Origin of the sequence: Kordiimonas sp. SCSIO 12603, assembly GCF_024398035.1 — a bacterium.
GTDB lineage: Bacteria > Pseudomonadota > Alphaproteobacteria > Sphingomonadales > Kordiimonadaceae > Kordiimonas.
Map to the genome: position 1 here is coordinate 2,285,031 of NZ_CP073748.1, position 23,753 is coordinate 2,308,783.

Here is a 23,753-nt window from a genome sequence, read left to right on the forward strand (position 1 = left end):
CTGTTAATCTGCTTCTGGGAAATCTTTATCAAATGGGAACGGTGTATCCTCTGTTTTAAAGGTCATATAGTTCAACATTTGCAAGATATAAACCCGAAGCCTTCCATTCGCATCAATAATCCATTCAGGTTCATTTTCCACACCCAGTGCAATACGAATGATGAGATGAGCAGCTGACAGAATGAAAACGCCAATAATCGCGAAATAGGTGATTACACCAAACAGAATCATTAAAGCCGCGCGTTTGAGATGTGTGCCCCAATCCTGGTTTTTCATGTGCTCTACAAACTCATCGTGTGTCTGTGAACGAGTGGTGGCTTCTTCAGCGTCGGGTTGAGGGCCTGTCTTTTCAGATTTAGTGGAAGCACCGGTGGTTGTTTCTGCATTAGCACTTTCTTGCTCGTTGTTTTTTTGACTAGCTTCAATAGCTTCAGAAACAGTGTTCTCATTAGTCTCGGTTTTGCTGGCAGCCGCTTTTGCCGTAGATGATTTTCGGGTGATGGTCTTTTTTGCTGTGGTCGTTGATTTGGCTGTTGTTTTTTTGGAAGTAGAAGCTGTTTTAGCTGCAGTAGTCTTTTTTGTGGTGGTTTTCCTAGTAGTCGTTTTCTTAGCAGCAGGCTTTGCCACACTCTTACGCGTTGTTGTTTTACGTGTTGGTGTCTTTTGGGAAGCTGTTTTTTTAGCAGGAGTTTTTTTTGCTGCTTCTGTGCTTTGGGTGTCCTCGCTCATGTTCTTTACCTTCTTAAGAGCTAAATTCCATTAAATATATCTGGTGATATGTTGCGGGCATTCAAGGGTTAAACCAGAAGAAGGAAAATAGACTTAGCCCCAAGGTAGTTCACCAGTTACCATATTTGTTGCCGCGCTACTTTCTACTGGTTTTGAATAATAAAAGCCTTGTGCGAAGCTAAAGCCCATATCTTGAAGCATACCAATATGTTGAGTGTCTTCAATACCTTCTGCGACAACTTCATGACCAAGGCTCTCCGCTAATAGAGAGATCATCTTCAGGATTTTATAAATTTCGTTATCCTGCTCCAGCTGGTTGATAAAGCTGCGATCAATTTTAATAATATCAATAGGGAACTGGTGTAGGTAATTTAGAGAGCTATAGCCTGTGCCAAAATCATCAAGCGCTACTTTTACACCTAATTTTCTAATGCGCTGAAGCGATTCAGAGATATGCGTAGGGTTCGCCATGATGGAGCTCTCGGTTAGCTCAACCCGAAGATATTCACCCGGAATTTCATATTCCTTGATGGCACTTTCAACCATTGCAGCAACATCATCACGGGCGAACTGAATACCTGATACGTTTACATTCACCGGGACTGCTGTTGCATTAGGATTATCAATCCAACTACGAAGCTGCTGGCACGCGGCTTCAACCGCCCAACGTCCTAGTTTAACGATAACACCGGTTTCTTCAGCTAGCGGAATAAACTCGGCAGGAGATACAAAACCTTTTTCTTTATGTATCCAGCGTGTCAGGCCTTCAAAGCCGTGTAGTTCGTTAGTCTGTAAGTCTATAATTGGCTGATAAAAGAGGTCTAGTTCATTACGCTCTACGGCACGACGAAGTTCTGTTTCCAAATGGAACTGATTGCGTGCGCGTTGATGCGAATCTCGGCGATAAATTTCAGTACGCGCTTTACCCGCTGATTTAGCACGGTGCATTGCAAAATCAGCATCACGGATAAGGTCTTCCGGATGGCTTGAGCTCGATAACGTTGTGGCAACACCCACTGAAACAGATGTAAAGACCTCGTTCCCATCTAAATCATAAGGCTGTTGCATTGCCTCGTGGATGCGGCTGCAAATCATCTCCACTTCTTCAATATCACTGAAGTGGGAAACGAGAATAGAAAACTCGTCACCAGATAGCCGGGCTAGTGTGTCTGCTCCGCGAATACAGCGTCTCAATGTAGACGCCATTGAAATTAGGAAACGATCACCAGCACTGTGACCGAAGCTTTCATTAATTTGCTGGAAGCGGTCAATATTGATGATAAGAACAGCACAAGCGGATTCCCCTCCTGTGCGCTGACACTCTGCAACGGCTTCTTCAAGCTTGTTTCTAAATAGAACGCGGTTTGGTTGTCCTGTTAGGGCGTCATGAAAGGCATGATGGAGAAGGTTTCTCTCTGCCAGTTTTTCAGCTGTTTGATCTTCAACCGTGCAAACGACTTGATAAATCTCACCATCGCTGTTTCTTAGTGGAATAAGCTGGCTGGATAAGAAACGTTCTATAGCTCCGGCACGAATACTCCATTCGAAGTTTGATTCGCCACCAAAGCGGAAAACTTCCTGAATTTGGCTTGTAAGAACCTGACTATCTGAAGGGTTCCAGAGAACATCAATTGGGCAGGGGAGATTCAACTGTTGTGGTAACTCAAAAATGTCTCGTGCAAATTGATTAATAAATAAAACTTCTGTGACATTACCGGGTGTTAAACCGCATACTAAGATGCCAACAGGCAATGATTCGGCAACAGCAGTGGTATTAACAATTTTGGCCGTGGCATTGGTTTCGCCGTTTTGGGCGATAGAAGAAACATTACTCGTTAGTGTATCTGCCACTTGGGGCTCCAGAATTATTAAGTGTACTCGTGCTCAACCCGGAGCCTGTGGCACCAGAACAATTGAGTTTCGCCATTAGGGGGTAAATAATTAGTAAAGGCAACTATTCATTCCCGAAAATTTTATCTTTTTTTACTAAGAAAAATTTGAATTAGACAAAAAAATTGGGGAAGCAAAGCTTCCCCGAGATGACCACCCACCGGGACGGGTTGGCAGGTGGTGAAAATCCTTTGGCATTAGCTACAACCGCTTGTTCCGCCACATGTATCGCATTTCAGGCATGTGCCGTTGCGAACTAGGGTGAAGTTCCCGCATTCACCGCATGCGTCTCCTTCATACCCTTTCATTTTGGCGGCTACTCTAGCGTCTGGGCCTACAATTGTTTGTGTCGCAACACCAACTGCAGAAACCGTAGCCGTATCTGTGCCTGTTGCCATAGAAACTGTTTCTATCGATTTGTCATCCGTTTTTTTTGAATTTTTTAACACGACAAGGTTGTTTCCGCGTGTGTAACCAGACGAGGTGAGCTGTTGAACACGGGCCAATGCTTCTGAAACTTCTGGCTCAACATCAGGCAAACCGTCGTCTTTCGCGCCTCTGCCCGTTGTGTCGTGAGAGAAATCAGCAGGGGTTGCATGTGCAAGATCATCTCGGCCCAAATAACTGATAGCAAGTTCGCGGAAAATATAATCCAGAAGTGAAGTGGCCATTTTAATGGTGTCATTTCCTTCAACTCGGCCAAATGGTTCGAATCGGGTGAAGGTGAATGCATCGACATATTCTTCAAGGGGCACGCCGTACTGGAGGCCGATTGAGATTGCGATGGCAAAGTTGTTCATCAGTGATCGGAAGGCAGCACCTTCTTTATGCATATCAATGAAAATTTCGCCGATAGAACCGTCATTATATTCACCCGTTCTCAGGTAAACCTTATGGCCCCCAACAATGGCTTTCTGGGTGTAACCTTTACGGCGTTCTGGTAGTTTACGGCGTTTTGCAGGTCCATCCTTTTCGATGATCCGTTCGATAATGCGCTCTGCAACAATTTCTGTTTTTTCAGCGAGTGTTTTATCTTCAAGCTCTTCGCTTAAGTCTTCATCGTCAAGAAGAGCGGCATTGAGCGGCTGGCTGAGCTTTGAGCCATCTCTATATAACGCGTTTGCTTTAAGAGCGAGTGACCAACTAAGTTCATAGGCCGCCATACAGTCATCAACATCTGCATCGTTTGGCATGTTAATGGTTTTTGAGATTGCACCAGAGATAAATGGCTGAGCGGCTGCCATCATCCGTATATGGCTTTCCCAGGAAAGGTATCGTTTACCGATTTTGCCGCAAGGGTTTGCGCAGTCAAATACACCGTAATGTTCTTCTTTTAGATGCGGTGCTTGCTCAAGTGTCATGGCGCCACAACAATAAATATTAGCCGCAGAAATATCTTCTTTAGAGAAACCGAGAGCCGTAACCATATCAAAATTGTAATCGTTCAGCTGATCATCAGTGAAACCAAGTGTTTCTTTGCAGAAATCAGTTCCCAAAGTCCATTGATTGAAGACAAATTTGATGTCGAAGGCATTTTTAAGCTGTTCTTCGAGCATCTCCAGTTCACGGTCTTGGAAGCCTTTTGCTCTAAGTGTATCGTGATTAATAGCTGGCGCACCTTTGAGGGTACCGTGACCAACCGCATATTCTTCGATATCTTTGATTTGATCTGTTGAGTATCCAAGAACCTTCAATGCTTGAGGTACAATACGGTTGATGATTTTAAAATAGCCACCACCAGCAAGTTTCTTGAACTTCACTAAGGCAAAATCTGGTTCAATACCTGTGGTATCGCAGTCCATTACAAGGCCAATTGTGCCTGTTGGGGCAATTACTGAAGATTGAGCATTGCGGAAGCCGTGTTCTTCACCCAGTTCAAGAGCTTTATCCCAAACTTCTGCTGCTGCGACTGCAATTGCCTGATCTTTACAGTTGGCAATATCAAGCGGTACCGGGGTGATATTCAGGTTTTCATAGCCATCTTCTTGGCCATAAGCGGCGCGGCGATGGTTACGAATAACCCGCAGCATGTGTTTGGCATTCTTCTTATAGCCTGGGAAAGCACCAAGTTCAGATGCCATTTCTGCAGATGTAGCATAAGATTGACCTGTCATAAGTGCAGAGATGGCACCGCAGATCGCGCGGCCTTCATCACTATCGTATGAAAGGCCAAGGCTCATCAAAAGGCCGCCTATATTGGCGAAGCCAAGCCCCAAGGTACGGTATTCGTATGAGAGCTTTGCAATTTCCTTTGAAGGGAATTGGGCCATCAAAACGGAGATTTCCAACACCATTGTCCAGAGGCGAACCGCGTGTTTGAAACTATCTACTTTGAAAGAACCATCCTCATTACGAAACGTCAGCAGATTAAGGGATGCAAGGTTACATGCCGTATCATCAAGGAACATATACTCAGAACAAGGATTTGACGCTCTGATTTCACCAGATTCTGGACAAGTATGCCAATCATTGATCGTTGTATGGAACTGAATGCCTGGATCAGCACATGCCCATGCAGCATGGCCCACATCACGCCAGAGTTCTTTTGCATCAAGTGTTTTGGCGACTGTACCGCAAATTCTATTCTTCAGCTCCCATGGTTTACCGTCCTTAACAGCTGACATGAAATCATCTGAAACACGGATGGAATTGTTGGAGTTTTGTCCTGAAACAGTGAGATAAGCTTCGGAATCCCAATCAGTATTATAAGATTGGAATTCAATAGAAGCATATCCCTGCTTAGCGAACTGAATAACCCGCTGAATATAGTTTTCAGGGATCATAACTTTGCGGGCTGCCAGTATCTCCTTCTTTAGCGCTTTATTGGCTTTTGGAACAAAGGCATCATCCCCAAGATCAGCTTTCGCTTCATGACAAGATTTCATAATGAGATTGAGGTGAATTTCATTAAGTTTAGAGCCTGTAACAAGCGCTGCTACCTTTTGTTCTTCAACAACTTTCCAGCCAATAAATTCCTCAACATCGGGGTGATCAATATCCACGACAACCATTTTGGCTGCACGGCGGGTTGTCCCGCCTGATTTAATAGCGCCAGCTGCACGGTCACCAATCTTTAGGAAACTCATCAGGCCGGATGATTGGCCGCCGCCTGAAAGGCCTTCACCGCTACCGCGTACGTTAGAGAAGTTTGAACCCGTACCTGAACCATATTTAAAGAGGCGGGCCTCGCGGGTCCAAAGATCCATAATGCCGCCTTCGTTCACAAGATCATCGGCAACAGATTGAATAAAGCAGGCATGTGGTTGAGGGTGCTCATAGGCACTTTTGGAATTGGTAAGTTTACCTGTCTCAAAATCTACATAATGGTGGCCCTGAGCAGGCCCATCAATGCCGTAAGCCCAGTGCAGGCCTGTGTTGAACCACTGCGGTGAATTTGGCGCACACATCTGGTTGGCGAGCATATAACGCATTTCATCATAAAAGGCTTTGGCATCTTCTTCCGCTTCAAAGTAGCCACCTTTCCAGCCCCAATAAGTCCATGTGCCAGCTAAACGGTCAAAAACCTGTTTTGCACTGGTTTCTGGACCATAGCGTTTTGCTTCAGGCATTAGTTCCAGTGTGGCGTTATCAGGTTCTTTGCGCCAAAGCCAACTTGGTATATCATTTTCCTCAACAGCTTTAAGCGCCTGAGGCACCCCGGCCTTACGAAAGTACTTTTGAGCGATAATATCTGTTGCTACTTGTGACCAACTGTTTGGCACTTCCACATTATCCATATGGAAAACGATAGACCCGTCGGGATTTCTGATTTCGCTGACAGAAGTTTGCCATTCTTGTGCTGAATATGGACAGGAAATTTCTTTAGTAAAGTGCCGTTCAATGCGCATAACGCCCCCTAAAACCCGGTAGAGGTCAACACTTAAGTAGCTGATATTCTTCGTATATACACACGCTTGGGAACATCGATGTACTATAGTGCGAAACCTAACATAACCACAATATATTGTAGCTTCCCTTAATGTTGGTCCAAATTGTAGTGTTTGTTTCGCATTCAGCACAAGAGGAATTTTGGATATTCTGAAGATAAACTTTAGTGTTTCTTAATCGACTCATTGAAGAAACAAGGAGTCGGGCGCTTGCCACAAAATTTCCTTAAAGTGTCGGTAAGGATTGCACTGTAATATCTGTGGCAAATTCGAGTTTGCGACTCGTTTTTGTTACTTTTTCGCGGGAAGTGGCAATCTTGATGCTTTCCTATGAAAACTAAACATGCTAAACGGGCGCAAACATTAGTAACGCGGTTTAACATTATAGGCAGAACAATGAGTTCACTATTCGAAGGTATTTTCAAATCTCCTATCTTTACCTGGTGGAATTCGGCCACTTTTGGCACACGACTTTTCACAAGCCGTAAAGGTGAATTGGTTGGTACTGATGACCAAGGGAATGAATATTACCGTGAAAAAGGCGGTAAGCGCCGTTGGGTGATCTACAAAAACGGTCCGGTTGAGGCATCTCGTGTGCCTGCAGAATGGCACGGTTGGTTGCACTATACTGTTGATGAACTACCACATGAGCAAAAAATCGTTACTCGTGAGTGGGAAAAAGAGCATATGCCAAACCTGACAGGTACAGCGGCAGCTCATGTACCACAAGCGCGCCCTGATGAGCCAGAATATGAGGCTTGGCGTCCATAATCGAGACGCATTAGGGAGAGTATATGTCCAGTAACTTAGTAGAATCCATTATCGGTGCGGTCGTATTGTTGGTTGCCGGTTGGTTTTTAATCTTTGCGTATGAACGTACAGATACAGTTACATCCGAAGGATATGTTCTCTCTGCTCGTTTTGAGCGCATCGACGGCCTTAATATCGGAAGTGATGTTCGCGTTGCAGGTATTAAGGTTGGCTCTATCGTAGACAGTACACTAGATACCAAAACCTATCAGGCTGTTGTCAGGTTTTCCGTGGCGAATAATGTCGAACTGCCGCTTGATACGGCTGCTGCGATTTCTTCTGAAAGCCTTCTTGGTGGCGCTTATCTAAGCCTGTTGCCCGGCGGCGAAGAAGAAATGCTTCAAAATGGTGACGAAATCGAAGAAACACAAGGCGCCGTAGATCTTGTTGGTTTGATCGGTAAGTTTACATCAGGTGATTCTGATGATGATAGTCGCTAGAACGCTTATTGCGGCTGTATCTCTTTTTATTGGCGGTTCAGCCCTCAATGCACAGCAAGATCAATCTGGTTCAGTAATTCCACCTGAAAATGCTGAACAGCATAATGTAATCGTACTACGTGCACTGGATAAAATTACCGCACGGATCACTGAGCTTGAAATAGAAATTGGCAAGACCATTCCCTTTGGAACGCTTGAGATAACAGCACGTTATTGCCGTACAAGACCACCCATAGAACCACCAGAGACCTTTGGGTACCTTGAGATCAAGGACCTTAAACGTAATGGTGAACGTGACCGTGTGTTTGATGGTTGGATGGTGGCTTCAAGCCCGGCGCTGAACGCGCTCGAACACCCAGTTTATGATGTTTGGGTTATCAACTGTAAAATGGTTGAAGCAGGCGCATCTTCTGATAGCGAAAAATAGTCAGGGTGAGGGGCATGTAATGCCTCCGTCAGGAACTGGTGGTAGGTTTCCCTTGGTATTTCGACAGCCCCAAATTGCTTCAGATGATCGGTAATAAATTGGCTGTCCAATAAGGCAAAACCAGCATTTTTTAAACGAGCGACCAGATAAGCGAGAGCGATTTTGCTGGCATTAGTACGGGTGCTGAACATACTTTCACCAAAGAAGGCTGCGCCCAAGGATACACCGTACAGCCCGCCGACCAGCTCCTCACCTTCCCAGCACTCAACCGAGTGTGCAAAGCCTCTCTGGTGCAGATCAGCATACATGGCTTCAATACGTTCACTGATCCAGGTGGTTTCTCTACCGCGCGCGGGCATGGAGCATGCTTTAACCACATCTCTAAAGGCCTCATCAGTAGTTACCCTGAAAGGCTCTTTCTTTATGGCTTTTTTCAAGGAACGAGGGATGTGGAATTGATCAAGAGGGATGATGCCTCTGAAATCTGGATCAACCCAGAAAAGCTCTTTATCTTCGCGGTCTTCCGACATAGGGAAGATACCGTTTGCATAAGCTTGAAGGAGTAAATTCGGGGTTATGGTCTCATGTGGCATAACCCCGAGTTTAATATCTTTAGTCTTGCTTGTCCTCAAGGAATTTCTCAAGCCAGTGAATATCATAATCACCTTTTTGGAAATCCTCATCGTCCATAAGTGCCTGATGAAGCGGGATTGTGGTTGTGATGCCATCAATCACATATTCTTCAAGCGAACGGCGCAAGCGCAGGAGACAGCCTTCACGGGTGTAGCCTGATACAATCAACTTTGCCACCATGCTGTCGTAGTATGGTGGAATGCGGTATCCAGCATATACAGCACTGTCACAGCGTACATTCAGACCACCCGGAGGATGATACTGAGTTACTGTACCTGGGCTTGGCATGAAGTTGAACGGGTGTTCTGCGTTCACGCGGCATTCAATAGCGTGGCCGTGGAAGCGAACCATATCCTGCGTGTAGGAGAGCTTTTCGCCAGCTGCTACGCGGATTTGTTCACGTACAATATCGATACCAGTGATCATTTCTGTCACTGGGTGCTCCACCTGAACACGTGTGTTCATTTCAATGAAATAGAACTCACCGTCTTCATAAAGGAATTCGATAGTACCCGCACCGCAGTAGCCGAAATCAGCCATTGCTTTAGCAACAATGCCGCCCATCCGTTCACGTGTTTCACTGTCAATAACCGGAGAAGGGGCTTCTTCAAGAACCTTCTGGTGGCGACGCTGAAGTGAACAGTCGCGCTCACCTAGGTGAATACAGTTACCATGGCTGTCGCCAATGATCTGGAATTCAATGTGGCGTGGTTTAGTGAGGAATTTCTCAATGTAAACCGCATCATCACCAAAAGCAGCTTTTGCTTCTGTACGGCAGGTATTCAGCTTTACACTAAGTTCATCTGCACTACGTACAATCTGCATACCGCGACCACCGCCGCCTGCAGAGGCTTTAATGATCACCGGGTAACCGATTTCTTCACAAACACGTTTTGCTTCGTCATCGTTTGTGATACCGCCTTCAGAACCTGGAACAACCGGGATACCAAGCTTTTTCACTGTCTCTTTGGCTGTAATCTTGTCACCCATCTGGCGGATATGATCACCATTAGGGCCAATAAAGGCTATATCGTGTTCTTTAACGATATCTGCAAAATCAGCATTCTCTGAAAGGAAACCGTAACCAGGGTGGATAGCATCCGCTCCGGTGATTTCTGCCGCAGTCATAATAGACGCGATATTCAGATAACTATCAGCGGATGCTGGTGGGCCGATACAAACACTTTCGTCTGCAAGGCGTACGTGCATCGCGTCAGCATCAGCTGTGGAATGAACCGCAACTGTTTTAAGGCCCATTTCATGGCAAGCGCGGTGAATACGCAGAGCGATTTCACCACGGTTAGCAATAAGGACTTTTTGAACCATGGAACGTGTCCTTATTCAATAATCAGAAGTACTTCGCCAAATTCAATAGGCTGAGCGTCAGCAAAGAAAATTTCTTTTACGGTGCCTGATTTTGGAGCTTTGATTTGGTTCATAACTTTCATCGCTTCAATAATAAGAAGCGGGTCACCCTCAGAAACTTTATCGCCTACTTTCACAAAAGCATCGGCATCTGGTGATGGTGCTGTGTAAGCTGTACCAACCATTGGCGCCTTCAATGCGCCAGGATGATCAGCAGCGTTTGCTGCGGCTGGTGCTTCTGCTGCAGGAGCAGTTGGTGCGGCAGCTGGAGCCGGAGCTGCCATAGGGGCAGGGGCTGCAACAGGTGCTGCTGTAGGAACCGTATAGTTTACTGAGCCGGCAACTTCGCGCGCTACGCGGATGCGAAAATCATCTTCTTCCACTTCAATTTCGGAAAGAGTTGATTTGTCCAGCAGTTCAGCCAGTTCACGAATGAGTTCTTTATAATCTTTTAATTTTGACATTGACGTCTACCCTTAAATCAAGACTGGTTGCGTAGCATAGACGCTACGGAATCAATCGCAAGCACATATCCGTGCGTACCGAACCCACAAATTACACCTTTCGCAACGTCGGAAACGTAAGAGTGGTGTCGGTACTCTTCCCGCGCGAATACATTGGATAAATGCACCTCAATCACGGGAGTAGTAATTGCGGCAATCGCATCATGGATAGCAACAGAGGTATGGGTATATGCTGCAGCATTCAGAATAATTGCTGCATACCCATTTCTGCCTTCCTGTATCCAATCAACAAGAATGCCTTCTGAATTAGTTTGTCTAAAATCGACTGTCAGCCCATGCTTTGCCGCTGCTTCCACCGACAAGGCTTCCAATTGATCAATCGTGTTATGGCCATAAGTTTCCGGCTCACGTGTACCAAGCAGGTTCAGATTTGGTCCGTTAAGCACCAAAATCTTTTTATGGTTTTCTTTATTCATTCACGATTTCCAATTGTTTGACAGATCGCTTGAAGCAATCTGTATAATGCCATATGCATTGCATGCAAAGCAGGAACACTGATTTTATTGGTGTTTCTGTGCATATTTTATACGAATATGGTAAAGAATTTAGGCGCGTCAAGCGCTTGTAACCAGCTAAAAGGTTGTTTTCCTTCATGAAAATCACAGTGAATGGCGATCTGAAAACCGTTGAAGACGGTGTAAGTGTATGGGATTTTCTTTCAGGGCTTGGGTTAGACCCTAAAAAGGTAGCTGTTGAAAGGAATCTGGAGATCGTACCGAAGTCTACTTTCGCCGATGTTTCTCTTGAAGAAGATGACCAGTTGGAAATTGTTCATTTTATTGGTGGAGGTTAAAGCCAGTGTCAAACGCAAATGATGTTTGGAAGCTTGCCGGAAAAGAATATTCTTCTCGTCTTATCGTTGGGACGGGGAAGTATAAAGATTTTGAAGAGACAGCGAAAGCAGTTGAGGCATCTGGTGCTGAAATTGTTACAGTAGCCGTTCGCCGCGTGAATGTTTCTGACCCAACCCAGCCAATGCTTGTAGATTATCTGGACCCAAAGAAAATCACATACCTACCTAACACGGCAGGTTGTTTTGATGCTCAGAGCGCTCTGCGCACTCTTCGTTTAGCTCGTGAAGCTGGTGGCTGGGACCTTGTAAAGCTCGAAGTGCTTGGTGATCAGAAGACGTTATATCCAAATATGCAGGAAACCTTCGTAGCTGCTGAAGAGCTTATCAAAGAGGGCTTTAAAGTAATGGTTTACTGCAGCGATGATCCGATTGCCGCCAAGAAATTGGAGGAGATGGGTTGTGTGGCAATTATGCCGCTTGGTGCGCCTATTGGTTCTGGTCTTGGCATCCAAAACCCAGTGCAGATTCGTTTGATGATCGAGCAAGCCAATGTACCTGTACTTGTTGATGCGGGTGTGGGAACAGCATCAGATGCTTCTGTAGCAATGGAGCTTGGCTGTGACGGTGTTCTTATGAATACAGCGATTGCTGAAGCAAAAGACCCACTTAAAATGGCTAGAGCGATGAAACTCGCTGTGGAGTCAGGGAGACTTGCTTATCAAGCTGGTCGAATGCCTATGAAGAAATATGCGGACCCAAGCTCGCCACTTTCAGGGCTTATTTAATCAGAAAAGAAAAGGCCGCTTTAAGCGGCCTTTTTTGTATATCTTATCTGCTTGAAGCAGTTTCTTTGGAGGTATCTTTCCTTGCGCGGTCAACTGCCTCTAGGAGACGGAAGTAACCTTCTGCGCCGAGTACTACATCATCACCGATAATGTACCCCGGTGTGCCAGTGAAGCCAATGTCTTGGCCAATGCTTAACGTGTTGCGCACGCTTTTTTCAACCAGTTTATCTTTCATATCGGTCTTTAGTTGATCGACATTAAGGCCTACTGAACCTGCAATCTCATAGATACGCTCTTCGGTAAGCTGGCCCGGGGATGTCATTGCTGCAATGTGAAACTCTTCAAACTTACCTTGCTTGTGAGCCGCTAGAGCAGCATAGGAAGTAAGTAATGATACTGGTGTATCACCTTCACGGTCGAGTACGGGGTACTGGCGCGGAATGTAACGAATGTTACCGTCTTCTTTTACCAGCTTTAACACTTCAGGGAAGTGGCGACGACAGAAGCCACAGCGGTAATCAAAGAATTCTACAATAGTTACATCGCCATTAGGGTTACCTAGTACGGGGGCTTCAGGGTCATTTTCCAGATACCCGCGATAAAGGTTGATTGCCGGCAACATCTGAGCAAGTTGGCGGCGACGTTGAAGTTCAATAATCGCGCGCTCAATTACTTCGGGGTTCTCAAGCAAGTATTCTTGGATAATACTCTCAATTGCTTGACGATCTGTTGGAGCAGCTTCTTGAGCTGTAGCTCCAAAAATTGCTGGAACGGCTAGTGTAACGGCCGCAAGCATATTTTTAAGTGGTTTATACATATACTAATCCATCATAGCTTATGGCTGATATTGCCAGTGCTGTTCTTGTTGCTTCTGAAATTCTTGTTGTCCTGTAAACTCAACGTCAAAACGTCTACGACGACGTTGCTGTTTACGTTGTCTTTCTGCGGCATCTCTTGCGATGAAGAAAATGTCTTGCGCGCGGAGCCATTCTGGTGAACCGGTTTTAAAGGAATCCATCGCACGCTTGGCGTAGCCAACTGCCTGATAAACAACGCCAGCAGAATAAAACCGTTCTGCTGTTGCGAGGTTAGCATCCGCTTCGCGGCCAACCCAGCTGTACGCCTTAGCTAGATTAAACCATGCAAAAGTATTTCCAGGGTCTTGGCGTGTAGCATTTTCCAAAATTGGAATAGCTTCTGCCATTAAGACATCATCTTCTAGAGACACCATCGCTTGCCCTAGCGCTGTTGCTACAAGAGGGGCACGCGGTGCACGTTCAACAGCTTGCCTGAAAACAGGAAGTGCTTCGCGCACCTTTCCATTTTCAAACAATATCTGCCCTTTGATTTCATGGAAATATGGATTTGCAGGTTCTTGTTCTATCAAAGCATCGGCTTCGCTAAGCGCTAAATCCCACTCAAGAGCCTTATGGTATGCATATACACGAGCATAGCGCGCAGATGCGGTTTTATCTGATAGCGGGTATTCTTTCAGAGTATCACTTGGTCGCTGAATGTAGCCCTGAAGCTTTGCCTTAAGGCGATTGAACTGTTCGTTATGTTTAGGGTTTGGCGGTTTGTTATAGTACTCACTTTGCCCCAAAACCTGCTCTAGTGATAGGATACGCGTGCGGTTTAAAGGGTGGCTGCGAATGTAAGGGTCCTGCCTGATATAGGCTAGTACTTCCTGATCGCGCAATTTATCAAAGAATTGAATGAGGCCTTTACCCGAAATACCTAACTCATTGAGATATTTTGCGCCGGCTTGGTCTGCTGATGATTCTTGAACTCGGTTAAAGGCAAGGAACTGTCTTTGAGCAACTGTTTGCCCTGCGGCTAGAAGGCCAATACCAGCATCAGGGCTGCCTGCAGCAATTGCAGCAGCACCAAGAACAAGAGAAAGAATGCTGAAATTACCGGCAGTTGAAGCCGCATCTCTGATGCCAACCAAATGACCACCGGCAATATGTCCAGTTTCGTGGGCGATTACGCCTAACAGTTGGTTTACATCGTCAGAAGCCATGATAAGGCCTGAGTGAATGAAGATATTTTGGCCGCCGGTTACAAAGGCATTCAAAGATGGGTCTGATAGCAGATAAATATTTACGCTTCTTGGGTCTAGGCCTGCTGCGATGAAAATAGGATCTGAAATTTCGTGGAGGAAAGCTTCTGTTTCTGCATCTCTAAGGATTGATTGCGCGTAAGCTTGGTGCGCCAACGCTATGGCGCATACAAGTGTTGAAGCGATTTTTTTTAGCAGTTTACGCAACAGGGCCTCCAGGATATTTAAGTATAGCTAGTTATTCATTGCTCAAGGGTCAAATGCTATAGGCTAACAACCGCGTGAGCAATTGTTGATATTGATGACATAACTAAAATGAATAACACATTAAAAAAGCGGCAAAGCTGTGGCCTTGCCGCTTTTATTACTTATCCGAAAGTTCTTTGCCACCAGCCTTTTCTTTTGGGCTGATCAGTAGCATTGTCTCCAGAGGTACTCTCTTTACTCTCTACCTTTACCACCGGTTTGTTGACCGTTTCGGTTTTTGCTTCCGCTTTAACCTCAGCCTTGGCTTCTACAGGTTTCTCTTTTGAAGTTTCCTTGGCCGGAGCAGGGCTGTTCTTATCAGAAGCGGTATCTGCATCAGCCTTTTTAGTCGTGCGGCGGCGGCGAGGTTTTGCTTCTTCAGTTTTCTCTGTCTCTTTCGCAGTTTCTGTCTCAGAAGTTTCAGCTTTCTTTACGCGGCGTCTGCGGCGTGGTTTTGGCTTTACTTCATCGTTTGCTTCGGCAACTTCCTTAGAAGTTTCACCGTTAGCAGTTTCTTCGGCTTTCTCAGAGGTTTCCTTATCTGCTTTTTTCACACGGCGTCTGCGACGAGGTTTTTCTTCTTTTTCAGATGAAACTTCCTGTTGTTCTGCGTTTGCTTCGTCAGATGAAGTATCTTTTGAGGTAGCATTCTCATCACTCAATGCTTTTTTGCGTACTCTACGGCGGCGACGTGTTGGCTTTTCGGCATCATCGCTACCAGCGGCATCCGAAGGAGCCTCAGAAGTTTCATTTGCACCTTCATCTGAGGTTTGAACATCATCTGTTTCGTTTTGTTCTTCGTTACGAGATTTGCGGCGGCGACCACCACGGCTTCCGCGTCTGCGTCGAGAAGGCTTTTCAGAGTTTTTCTCTTCATCTGTATCTTCCGCTACAGAATCGGTGCCTTCCGTATTTTCTTCAGAGGCGGATGTTTGATTTTCATCAAAACCATTATCTCTTCCACGGCGACGACGACGGCGGCGGCGGCGTTTGCGTTGACCATCGCCTTCTTCATCAGATGTTTCTGCCTTCTCTTCTTCTGGCTCTACAACAGGCGAGCTCTCAGGAGTTACCACTACGTCTGCAGTGACTTCTGGTTTGCCTTCTACGCCAGCTTCTCGAGTGATTTCGATATCTGACGGCCCGAGAGAGGACTGTGCAAGTACCTCAATGGTGTAACCGTATTGCGCCTCAAGGTCCGTAAGCATTGAACGCTTTTTATTGAGAAGATAAATGGCCACATCTGGACATGCCGCAATCCGAACAATAGCACTACGATTACGAATACCTTCTTCTTCCAGCTGTCGAAGTGCCATAAGGGCAGCACTTTCAACTGAACGCACCACACCAGTTCCATCACATGCAGAGCAGGTTTCCATTGCTGCTTCAAGAAGGTTAGGACGTAAGCGTTGACGAGACATTTCCATCAAGCCGAAGCTGGAAATGCGGCCCACCTGAATACGGGCGCGATCAGCCTTTAGTACTTCTTTCATACGGCGCTCAACAGCACGGTTATTGCCGCGATCTTCCATATCGATAAAATCAATTACAACAAGACCAGCCATATCGCGGAGGCGAAGCTGACGCGCAACTTCTTCTGCGGCTTCAAGGTTAGTCTTTACAGCTGTTTCTTCGATATTCGCTTCTTTAGTCGCGCGACCAGAGTTTACATCAATTGAAATCAACGCTTCTGTTGGGTTAATTACGATATAGCCGCCAGATTTAAGCTGTACTACTGGCTGATACATCGCTTCCAGATGACTTTCTACCTGATAACGATGGAACAGTGGGATGCGATCTTTATAATGCTGAACTTTTTTGGCATGGCTCGGCATCAACAGCTTCATAAAGTCTTTAGCCGCACGGTATCCTTTTTCGCCTTCAACGAGGATTTCGTCTACTTCGCGTACGTAAAGGTCACGAATGGTCCGCTTGATGAGGTTACCTTCTTCATAAATTAAAGCAGGCGCTGTGGATTTAAGTGTTAAATCACGGATACCGTTCCATAAGCGCAAGAGGTAATCGTAATCGCGTTTGATTTCTGTTTTTGTCCGGCGCATACCAGCGGTACGGACAATCAATCCCATTTCTTCCGGTACATTCAGGGATGATGTAATTTGCTTAAGCTTCTTACGGTCACTCATGTTAGAAATTTTGCGGCTAATACCACCAGAATGGGTGGAGTTAGGCATCAATACACAGTAACGACCAGCGAGAGACATATAAGTTGTTAGAGCTGCGCCCTTATTGCCGCGCTCTTCTTTAACAACCTGAATAAGCAGAACCTGACGGCGCTTGATAACTTCCTGGATGTTGTATTTGCGTTTGAGAGCGCGCAAACCTCGCTTACGCTTGGCCGCTTCAACCGCAGCCTTGCGGCGTTCTTCGCTGGAAGATGTATCTGCTTCTTCAGCTTCATCATCGGAAGAAGTTTCACCAGTAGAGGAAGTATCTTCATCTGTTTCATTTGATGTATCTACTTCGTCTGAAGCCTCATTTGTATCAGATTCAGTATCCGAGGTGTCGCTGTCGGCATGTACGTCTTCAACAACATCGTCAGAAGCTACTTCTTCAACTTGATTTTCAGCATCTTCAGTCGTTGAAGCATCGTCTTCAACAGCCTCAGCTTCTATTACCGCATCTGTATCTTTAGTTTTTTCCGCTTGATAGCGACGACCACGACGACGACGTGGACCACGTTGAGGCCTTTCATCTTCCTCTGCTACACCTGCTTCATAAGCCTCTGCTTCAGAAGCCATGATTGCATCACGCTCTTCGGCAGGAATTTGGTAATAGTCAGGATGAATTTCACTAAAGGCGAGGAAGCCATGGCGATTACCACCATACTCAACAAATGCAGCCTGCAAAGAAGGTTCTACACGTGTAACACGTGCTAAATAGATATTCCCTTTAAGCTGTTTTCTTGTTGATGATTCGTAATCAAAATCCTCTACACGGCTACCTTTAACAATGGTGACCCGCGTCTCTTCAGAATGACGCGCATCAATAAGCATACGGGTGGACATAGAAATAATCTCCGAAGGAACTGCCGCGCGTTCACTCCCGCTCGAGTAAGCTGGGGGGCGCTGGCAGTTGTACTTAATTCAGTAAATGTTGCAATTAGTACGGAGTTGGAAAGGATCGGCAGGTAATCAGGCGCAAAAAAACGGCCTGTCTGTGAAGTGTACAGACGGCGGATCAAAACTGATAACAATGCGCAAAGCCATTTGGCCATTGCCGGATGTATCCTTAATTAAGGCGCTTCAATACCGGTGGTCTGAATTCTGTAGACCTCCAAGGCGTATTACCAGCGCCGCGATCTCTCATATCCGTAATATGAAAAATCGGAAAACTCGCAAAATGAAGGTAACCATGAAAGCAATGGATTACAATCGAAATTATTCCAATAATTGCAGAAAGGCTCAGTTCGTCTATTTATTCTGTCGTATTACCGTCAAATTTTTGGTTTTTCTTGTCTCAGGTGCTAGTTGTTTTTATTATTAAAAGAAATAACTGTGCTTTTAGCTGACGGGTTTGAGGAAATCAGTTTGAGTAAATTGGGTTTAGTCACTGTGCTGTTGCTCCTTCTTTTGGGGGATAGCGCTTCTGTTTTTGCACAAAATGTCGATATCACAGGCGTTCGCTTTGGGAAAAATGGTGCAACCACACGGTTTGTGATGGATGTTTCCGAACCTGTTAAACCACGTATATTTATGCTGGCTAATCCCCGCAGGTTGGTTATTGATATTCCTAACAGCAATTGGAAATCTCAAAAAACGGCTAAAGCATCAGGTCTGGTTGGGAAATACAGGCATGGTCTTTTTTCCGCTGATACGTATCGCATTGTATTGGATCTAAATAAAGCAGCCGTTATTCGAAAGTCTTTCTCGCTTCCAGCCAGTGAAGGGTATTCAAACCGTTACGTTATTGATTTAGCTGAAAGTAGTCAGTTAGATTTTTTAGCGGCGGTTAAATCTTCCAAGCCTCAAATAACAAAAACTATCGCACAAGCTCCTTCTGTTGAGCCTGTTCAGAAGCCCTATGACGGTAAACGTATAATTGTCGTGGATGCGGGGCATGGAGGTCCTGATCCTGGTACGCTTGGTCGATACGGATCTAACGAAAAGATACTTACTCTTAAAATTTCTAGAGAAATTAAACGGGAACTTGAGAGGACGGGACGCTACCGGGTTTATCTAACACGCGATAAAGATATTTATATTCCGCACCGCAAGAGATTTGAGATAGCGAAACGTATGGGAGCTGATTTGTTTATCAGTGTTCATGTGGATTCTATCGCGAATTCAAAGGTGCGAGGCGGTACAGTTTATACCTTGAATGAAAATGCCTCAGATAAAGAAGCTGCCCGACTGGCCGCAAAAGAGAACAAATCTGATATTTTAGCGGGTGTTGATCTTGCTGAAACCAATAATGAAGTTTCCAGTATTCTGATTGATTTAGCTCAACGCGAAACCATGAATAACTCAGCCCAATTCGCAGAGATACTGGTTCCTGAAATGCGCCGGCAGGTGAAAATGCATCGCAGAGGGCATCGATTTGCAAATTTCCTTGTGCTTAAATCTCCAGATGTACCATCAGTTTTGATTGAAACGGGGTATCAAACCAATAAGCAGGATGCGCGTATGCTTAATAGTAGAGATGGTCAACGCCGTATTGCTAAAGCAGTAAGCGCAGGAGTGAATAAGTATTTTGATCTCCAAATAGCTCTTGGCCGATAATGCCTTAACAGAGACACAATTTCCTGCAATACCGCACGATAAAGAAATAGTATAGCGAATTCGGCGTTTAATGACTGATACAGAACAAAAAACTGAAACCAAAAAGGTCAAGAAATCACTTTGGCGTAGGCTGTTTAAATATAGCCTTATTCTCGGTGTAGTTGGCTTTGTTTCTGCTGTAGGCGTGGTTGTTTGGGCAATCGTTTATTATGGCCGTGACCTACCGGATTACAGGCAATTGGCGAAGTATGAGCCTGAGGTGGTAACTCGTATTCATGCGGGTGATGGTTCACTGCTTAGAGAATTTTCGCGCAAACCACGATTGTTTGTACCAATTAATGCGGTGCCAGATCAGCTTATTAATGCTTTTCTATCCGCGGAAGATAAGAACTTCTACAATCATAACGGCCTCGATTATATGGGCATGATCCGCGGTAATATTCGGAATGTTGCTAATCTTATTCAAGGCAGACCACTGCAAGGTGGGTCAACCATCACCCAGCAGGTGGCGCGCACATTCCTTCTAACACTTGACCAAAAGCTTGATCGTAAAATTAAAGAGATGATCCTGACACTTAGGATTGAGCGAGCTTTTTCAAAAGATCATATTCTTGAGCTTTACTTAAATGAAATTAACTTTGGTAATCGCTCCTATGGTGTTGCGGCTGCCTCGCTTAATTACTTTAACAAAGCGCTAAATGAGCTTACCATTGCAGAGATGGCGTTCTTAGCGGCTCTGCCGAAAGCGCCACATAATTATCATCCACGACGCCATAAAGAGCGCGCTGTGGGTCGCCGAAACTGGATTTTGGGCAGAATGCTCATACTCGGACATATCGATCAGCAAACGTATGATGCCGCAATTGCGGAAGATTTAGTTATGCGTCCTCGTTCCGGTCATGCTGAATTTCGCGCTGATTATTTTGCCGAAGAAGTACGCCGCAACATTGATCGAGAATTTGGTACCAAAGCTCTGTATGAGGGTGGTCTGTCAGTACGTACGTCACTCGAGCCACGTTTGCAGGCTATAGCGGAACGTACACTTCAGGACGGGCTTGTGGCTTACGACCGGAGGCATGGATGGCGCGGCCCTATTACTCGTATTGAAGTTGATGATGTTTGGAATAACCGCCTGAATAATGTGAAGAAGCCACTGGGAGTATCTTCATGGAAACATGCTGTTGTTCATGAAGTTAGAGCTGATGGTGCGGTTGTCGGGCTGAAAGATGGCTCTTATGGTTTTATTCCTTTTGAAGAAGTTCAATGGGCCCGCAAATGGCGATCAGGCCAGCGTTTAGGGGCAAAGGTTAAAGATACAGCGGAGGTACTCCGTATTGGTGATGTGGTACCCGTTAAGGCGCTCCGTAATTCTGAAGCTTATGCTTTAAGTGACTTTTGGGATGCCTCAGGTGAAGAAGTTGGTTACGTGCAGCGCTATAGCCTGCAGCAAATCCCTGAAATTAATGGCGCACTTGTGGCGATGGATGCTCATACAGGCCGGGTTTATGCAATGGCAGGAGGCTTTGATTTCAAACTAAGCCAATATAACCGTGCAACGCAGGCAAAGCGGCAACCGGGTTCTGCCTTTAAGCCATTTGTATATGCAGCTGGCCTTGATAAGGGATTTACGCCTTCTAGTCTCGTCCTGGATGCTCCTTTTGTGATTGATCAAGGTGATGGTCTCGGTAAATGGAAACCAAAGAACAGTTCCGACAAGTTCTATGGCCCAAGCACACTTCGATTGGGCATTGAAAAGTCTCGTAACCTGATGACGGTGCGTTTAGCGCAGCATCTGGGTATGGGGGCGGTGATGGATTATGCTCGCCGTTTTGGCCTTGATGAAAATATGGAGCCTTCGTTGGCGGCATCACTTGGGGCAGGGGAAGTTACCCTTCTTCAGCTTTCGGCTGCTTACGGTATGATTGTAAACGGTGGTAAAGAAATTGAACCATCTCTTATTGACCGTATTCAGGATCGCCGTGGCAAAACAATATATCGGCATGATAGCCGGGATTGCGTTTCCTGCCGTGTAACTACGCTTGCATCTGGTGAAGAGCCTGAAGTCCCTGATAACCGCGATCAGGTGCTTGATCCACTTACTGCCTATCAAATGGTTTCTATGATGGAAGGGGTCGTGCAGTCTGGCACAGGCCGGAAAATCCGCGTGTTGGATAAACCGCTTGCTGGTAAAACTGGCACAACCAATGATAGCTTCGATGCTTGGTTTATGGGCTTTTCAGCAGACATGGTTGTTGGGGTTTATACGGGTTTCGATCAGCCACGTTCACTTGGTCGTTTTGAAGAAGGTTCCAGTGTCGCTGTTCCTGTGTTCCGTGATTTTATGAAAGATGCTCTGAAGGGAGAACCTGGTATTCCGTTCCGTATGCCGTCGGGTATTCGGTTAGTGCGCGTGAACTCAAAAACGGGCGAACCAGCCAAGTATGGCGATAAGAATATTATCTTGGAAGCCTTTAAACCGGGCACCGAACCTCGCACTGGTCAGTTCGCAGTACTTGACGGCTCGCTCCCAGTTGGTAAAAGCAAGAGCACAATTCGTAAAGGTACGGGTGGTATTTACTAGCCGCCTTCCTATATCTTTATTCGAACTTAAAAAGGAATTTGTTTATGCGTGCGGAAGCTCAGGCAGCCGTAGACCAACTTCAGCAGTCAATGGCGCTGCTGAGGAGGCATCTTTGACTGGGATCGTGCTTTATTAAGGCTTGAGGAGCTTAATGCTCTTTCAGAAGATCCCGACCTCTGGAACGATCCAACAAATGCACAGAAATTGATGCGCGAGCGTACTAAGCTTGATGACGCTATCAAAGCTGTGCGTGAGATCGAGACAGATCTTGCCGATACATCTGAAATTATTGAACTTGCTGAAATGGATGGCGATGCAGATATGGAAGAAGAAGCAGTAACTTCTTTAAATGCACTCGTTGAAACAGCGAAAAAAGCTGAATTGCAGGCCCTTCTTTCCGGTGAAGCTGATAGCAACGATACATTTGTTGAAATTCACGCAGGTGCTGGTGGGACGGAAGCTCAAGATTGGGCAAGCATGCTATTTCGCATGTATATTCGTTGGGCAGAAAGCCGTGGCTTTAAGTATGAAACCGTACAGTACCTGGATGGTGAGGAAGCGGGAATCAAGTCAGCGACTATTCAGGTGAAAGGTGAGGATGCTTATGGTTGGTTAAAAACCGAATCAGGTGTTCATCGACTCGTAAGAATATCTCCGTTCGATTCGAATGCAAAGCGCCATACTAGTTTTGCCTCCGTGTGGGTTTACCCAGTGATTGACGATTCAATTGATATTGAAATCAATGAAGGTGATCTGAAAATTGATACTTACCGTGCATCTGGTGCGGGTGGTCAGCATGTAAACACCACTGATAGTGCAGTAAGGATTACACACCAACCTTCCGGTATTGTGGTGCAGTGTCAGGCGGAACGTTCTCAGCATAAAAACAGAGCGGCCGCTATGAATATGCTGAAAGCAAGAATGTACGAGGCTGAACTTCGCCGCCGTGAAGAAGAAGCCAATGCCGTAAATTCACAAAAAACTGATATTGGTTGGGGGCATCAGATCAGATCTTATGTTATGCAGCCGTATCAGATGGTGAAAGACCTACGTACGGGCGAGGAATCTGGCCAACCACAAAAGGTACTGGATGGCGACCTCGATAAGTTTATGGCAGCGGCGCTGGCGGCGCGGGTGCACGGCGAAAATGCAGATGTTGCAGATATTGATTAATCAGTTAGGCTAGGGCCAAACTAAAAGGAATTTATTGTGACTGAACAAGACAAAAAAGATGAAAGCAAACAAAGCGAACATCTGAGTAAAATTCTATTTGAAGCACGTAAGGTTTTTGTAACAGGCCCGATTAATATGGAAATGGCTACGGAAATTTGTGCGCGTCTGCATGCTATGTCGCATGTTTCTGATGATCCGATCACCATGATTATTTGTTCGCCAGGCGGACATGTTGAAGCTGGTGATATGATCCATGATACCATCAAGTTCATTAAGCCTGCTGTAAAGGTTGTTGGTACAGGTTATGTCGCGAGTGCCGGCGCGCTTATTTATGTGGCTGCAGATAAAGAGAACCGTTTTACAACGCCTAATACCCGTTTCTTGCTTCACCAACCGAGCGGCGGCGTTGGTGGTGATGCTTCTAACATTGAAATTCAGGCTAACCAGATTGTGGTGATGCGTGAGCGCTTGAACCGTATCTTTGCTGAAGCAACAGGCCAAACCTTTGAAAAAATTGATGCAGATGTAGATCGTGATTTTTGGCTAACAGCAACTGAAGCCAAGGAATATGGCCTTGTTCATAAGATTATAGAAAATCAGGATGAAATTAAGTAATTACTGATTTTAGTTTATGATGTATCGAAGGTGCTGGCTGTTATGTCAGCACCT

The 23,753-nt window shown here is 45.6% G+C and carries 17 protein-coding genes and 1 pseudogene; 8 read left to right on the forward strand and 10 right to left on the reverse strand.

The features are described 5' to 3' along the window. Positions 1-3: 3 nt before the first annotated feature. The 3 genes from KFE96_RS10545 to KFE96_RS10555 all read right to left on the reverse strand — a co-directional run bounded on the left by KFE96_RS10545 (position 4) and on the right by KFE96_RS10555 (position 6,467). Positions 4-729 (reverse strand): DUF4389 domain-containing protein, encoded by a 726-nt coding sequence (locus KFE96_RS10545; protein WP_255832564.1) that lies wholly within the window; start codon positions 727-729, stop codon positions 4-6. Between the two features lie 93 nt (positions 730-822). Further along, positions 823-2,580, reverse strand: coding sequence for a GGDEF domain-containing protein (locus KFE96_RS10550; protein ID WP_255832565.1), 1,758 nt, complete (start codon positions 2,578-2,580; stop codon positions 823-825). A gap of 236 nt (positions 2,581-2,816) precedes the next feature. Further along, on the reverse strand, positions 2,817-6,467 hold the full coding sequence (locus KFE96_RS10555; protein ID WP_255832566.1) for a vitamin B12-dependent ribonucleotide reductase: 3,651 nt from the start codon (positions 6,465-6,467) through the stop codon (positions 2,817-2,819). A 435-nt stretch (positions 6,468-6,902) separates the two neighbouring features. Here KFE96_RS10555 and KFE96_RS10560 point away from each other — a divergent pair, with 435 nt between their 5' ends. From KFE96_RS10560 to KFE96_RS10570, 3 genes are read left to right on the forward strand one after another with little or no spacing between them, the layout of a single operon-like run. Next, positions 6,903-7,277 (forward strand): NADH:ubiquinone oxidoreductase subunit NDUFA12, encoded by a 375-nt coding sequence (locus KFE96_RS10560; RefSeq protein WP_255832567.1) that lies wholly within the window; start codon positions 6,903-6,905, stop codon positions 7,275-7,277. Positions 7,278-7,300: 23 nt separating this feature from the next. Beyond that, the gene (gene mlaD, locus KFE96_RS10565; protein ID WP_255832568.1) at positions 7,301-7,756 is read left to right on the forward strand and encodes an outer membrane lipid asymmetry maintenance protein MlaD; all 456 of its coding nucleotides are present in this window, start codon (positions 7,301-7,303) and stop codon (positions 7,754-7,756) included. Next, complete coding sequence (locus KFE96_RS10570; RefSeq protein ID WP_255832569.1) at positions 7,740-8,183, forward strand: DUF2155 domain-containing protein; 444 nt, start codon at positions 7,740-7,742, stop codon at positions 8,181-8,183. The genes mlaD and KFE96_RS10570 overlap by 17 nt, the downstream gene beginning before the upstream one ends. On the opposite strand, the gene aat is transcribed toward KFE96_RS10570, so the two are convergent. The 4 genes from aat to aroQ are packed head-to-tail and all read right to left on the reverse strand — an operon-like array spanning position 8,117 to position 11,121. Then, positions 8,117-8,776 carry a leucyl/phenylalanyl-tRNA--protein transferase gene (aat, locus tag KFE96_RS10575; RefSeq protein ID WP_255832570.1) on the reverse strand — a complete coding sequence of 220 codons (660 nt, stop codon included), beginning with the start codon at positions 8,774-8,776 and terminating at the stop codon, positions 8,117-8,119. The two genes, KFE96_RS10570 and aat, sit on opposite strands and share 67 nt — an antisense overlap. A gap of 19 nt (positions 8,777-8,795) precedes the next feature. Further along, positions 8,796-10,142, reverse strand: a complete 1,347-nt coding sequence (accC, locus tag KFE96_RS10580) for an acetyl-CoA carboxylase biotin carboxylase subunit (protein WP_255832571.1) — start codon at positions 10,140-10,142, stop codon at positions 8,796-8,798. A gap of 11 nt (positions 10,143-10,153) precedes the next feature. Then, on the reverse strand, positions 10,154-10,645 hold the full coding sequence (accB, locus tag KFE96_RS10585) for an acetyl-CoA carboxylase biotin carboxyl carrier protein (protein WP_255832572.1): 492 nt from the start codon (positions 10,643-10,645) through the stop codon (positions 10,154-10,156). Between the two features lie 17 nt (positions 10,646-10,662). Next, the gene (gene aroQ, locus KFE96_RS10590; RefSeq protein WP_255832573.1) at positions 10,663-11,121 is read right to left on the reverse strand and encodes a type II 3-dehydroquinate dehydratase; all 459 of its coding nucleotides are present in this window, start codon (positions 11,119-11,121) and stop codon (positions 10,663-10,665) included. A 176-nt stretch (positions 11,122-11,297) separates the two neighbouring features. On the opposite strand from aroQ, the pseudogene thiS reads away from it, so the two are divergent. Continuing rightward, positions 11,298-12,283, forward strand: a pseudogene (thiS, locus tag KFE96_RS10600) (sulfur carrier protein ThiS). Between the two features lie 43 nt (positions 12,284-12,326). Here thiS and KFE96_RS10605 read toward each other — a convergent pair. From KFE96_RS10605 to KFE96_RS10615, 3 genes are all read right to left on the reverse strand, one after another. After that, positions 12,327-13,100, reverse strand: a complete 774-nt coding sequence (locus KFE96_RS10605) for a DsbA family protein (protein WP_255832575.1) — start codon at positions 13,098-13,100, stop codon at positions 12,327-12,329. A gap of 18 nt (positions 13,101-13,118) precedes the next feature. Then, the gene (locus KFE96_RS10610) at positions 13,119-14,552 is read right to left on the reverse strand and encodes a M48 family metalloprotease (protein ID WP_255832576.1); all 1,434 of its coding nucleotides are present in this window, start codon (positions 14,550-14,552) and stop codon (positions 13,119-13,121) included. Between the two features lie 161 nt (positions 14,553-14,713). Further along, the gene (locus KFE96_RS10615; RefSeq protein ID WP_255832577.1) at positions 14,714-17,617 is read right to left on the reverse strand and encodes an Rne/Rng family ribonuclease; all 2,904 of its coding nucleotides are present in this window, start codon (positions 17,615-17,617) and stop codon (positions 14,714-14,716) included. Between the two features lie 522 nt (positions 17,618-18,139). On the opposite strand from KFE96_RS10615, the gene KFE96_RS10620 reads away from it, so the two are divergent. From KFE96_RS10620 to KFE96_RS10635, 4 genes are all read left to right on the forward strand, one after another. Beyond that, a complete protein-coding gene (locus tag KFE96_RS10620; RefSeq protein WP_255832578.1) occupies positions 18,140-19,330 on the forward strand; it encodes an N-acetylmuramoyl-L-alanine amidase in 1,191 nt (396 codons plus the stop codon). Between the two features lie 70 nt (positions 19,331-19,400). Next, a complete protein-coding gene (locus tag KFE96_RS10625) occupies positions 19,401-21,911 on the forward strand; it encodes a penicillin-binding protein 1A (RefSeq protein WP_255832579.1) in 2,511 nt (836 codons plus the stop codon). A gap of 44 nt (positions 21,912-21,955) precedes the next feature. Next, positions 21,956-23,084 (forward strand): peptide chain release factor 2 gene (prfB, locus tag KFE96_RS10630; RefSeq protein ID WP_247018891.1). Its coding sequence is split into 2 segments (ribosomal slippage): positions 21,956-22,024 and positions 22,026-23,084, totalling 1,128 coding nucleotides; the frame shifts between segments, so codons are not numbered across the junction. A gap of 36 nt (positions 23,085-23,120) precedes the next feature. After that, the gene (locus tag KFE96_RS10635; RefSeq protein ID WP_255832580.1) at positions 23,121-23,699 is read left to right on the forward strand and encodes an ATP-dependent Clp protease proteolytic subunit; all 579 of its coding nucleotides are present in this window, start codon (positions 23,121-23,123) and stop codon (positions 23,697-23,699) included. Positions 23,700-23,753: the final 54 nt, after the last annotated feature.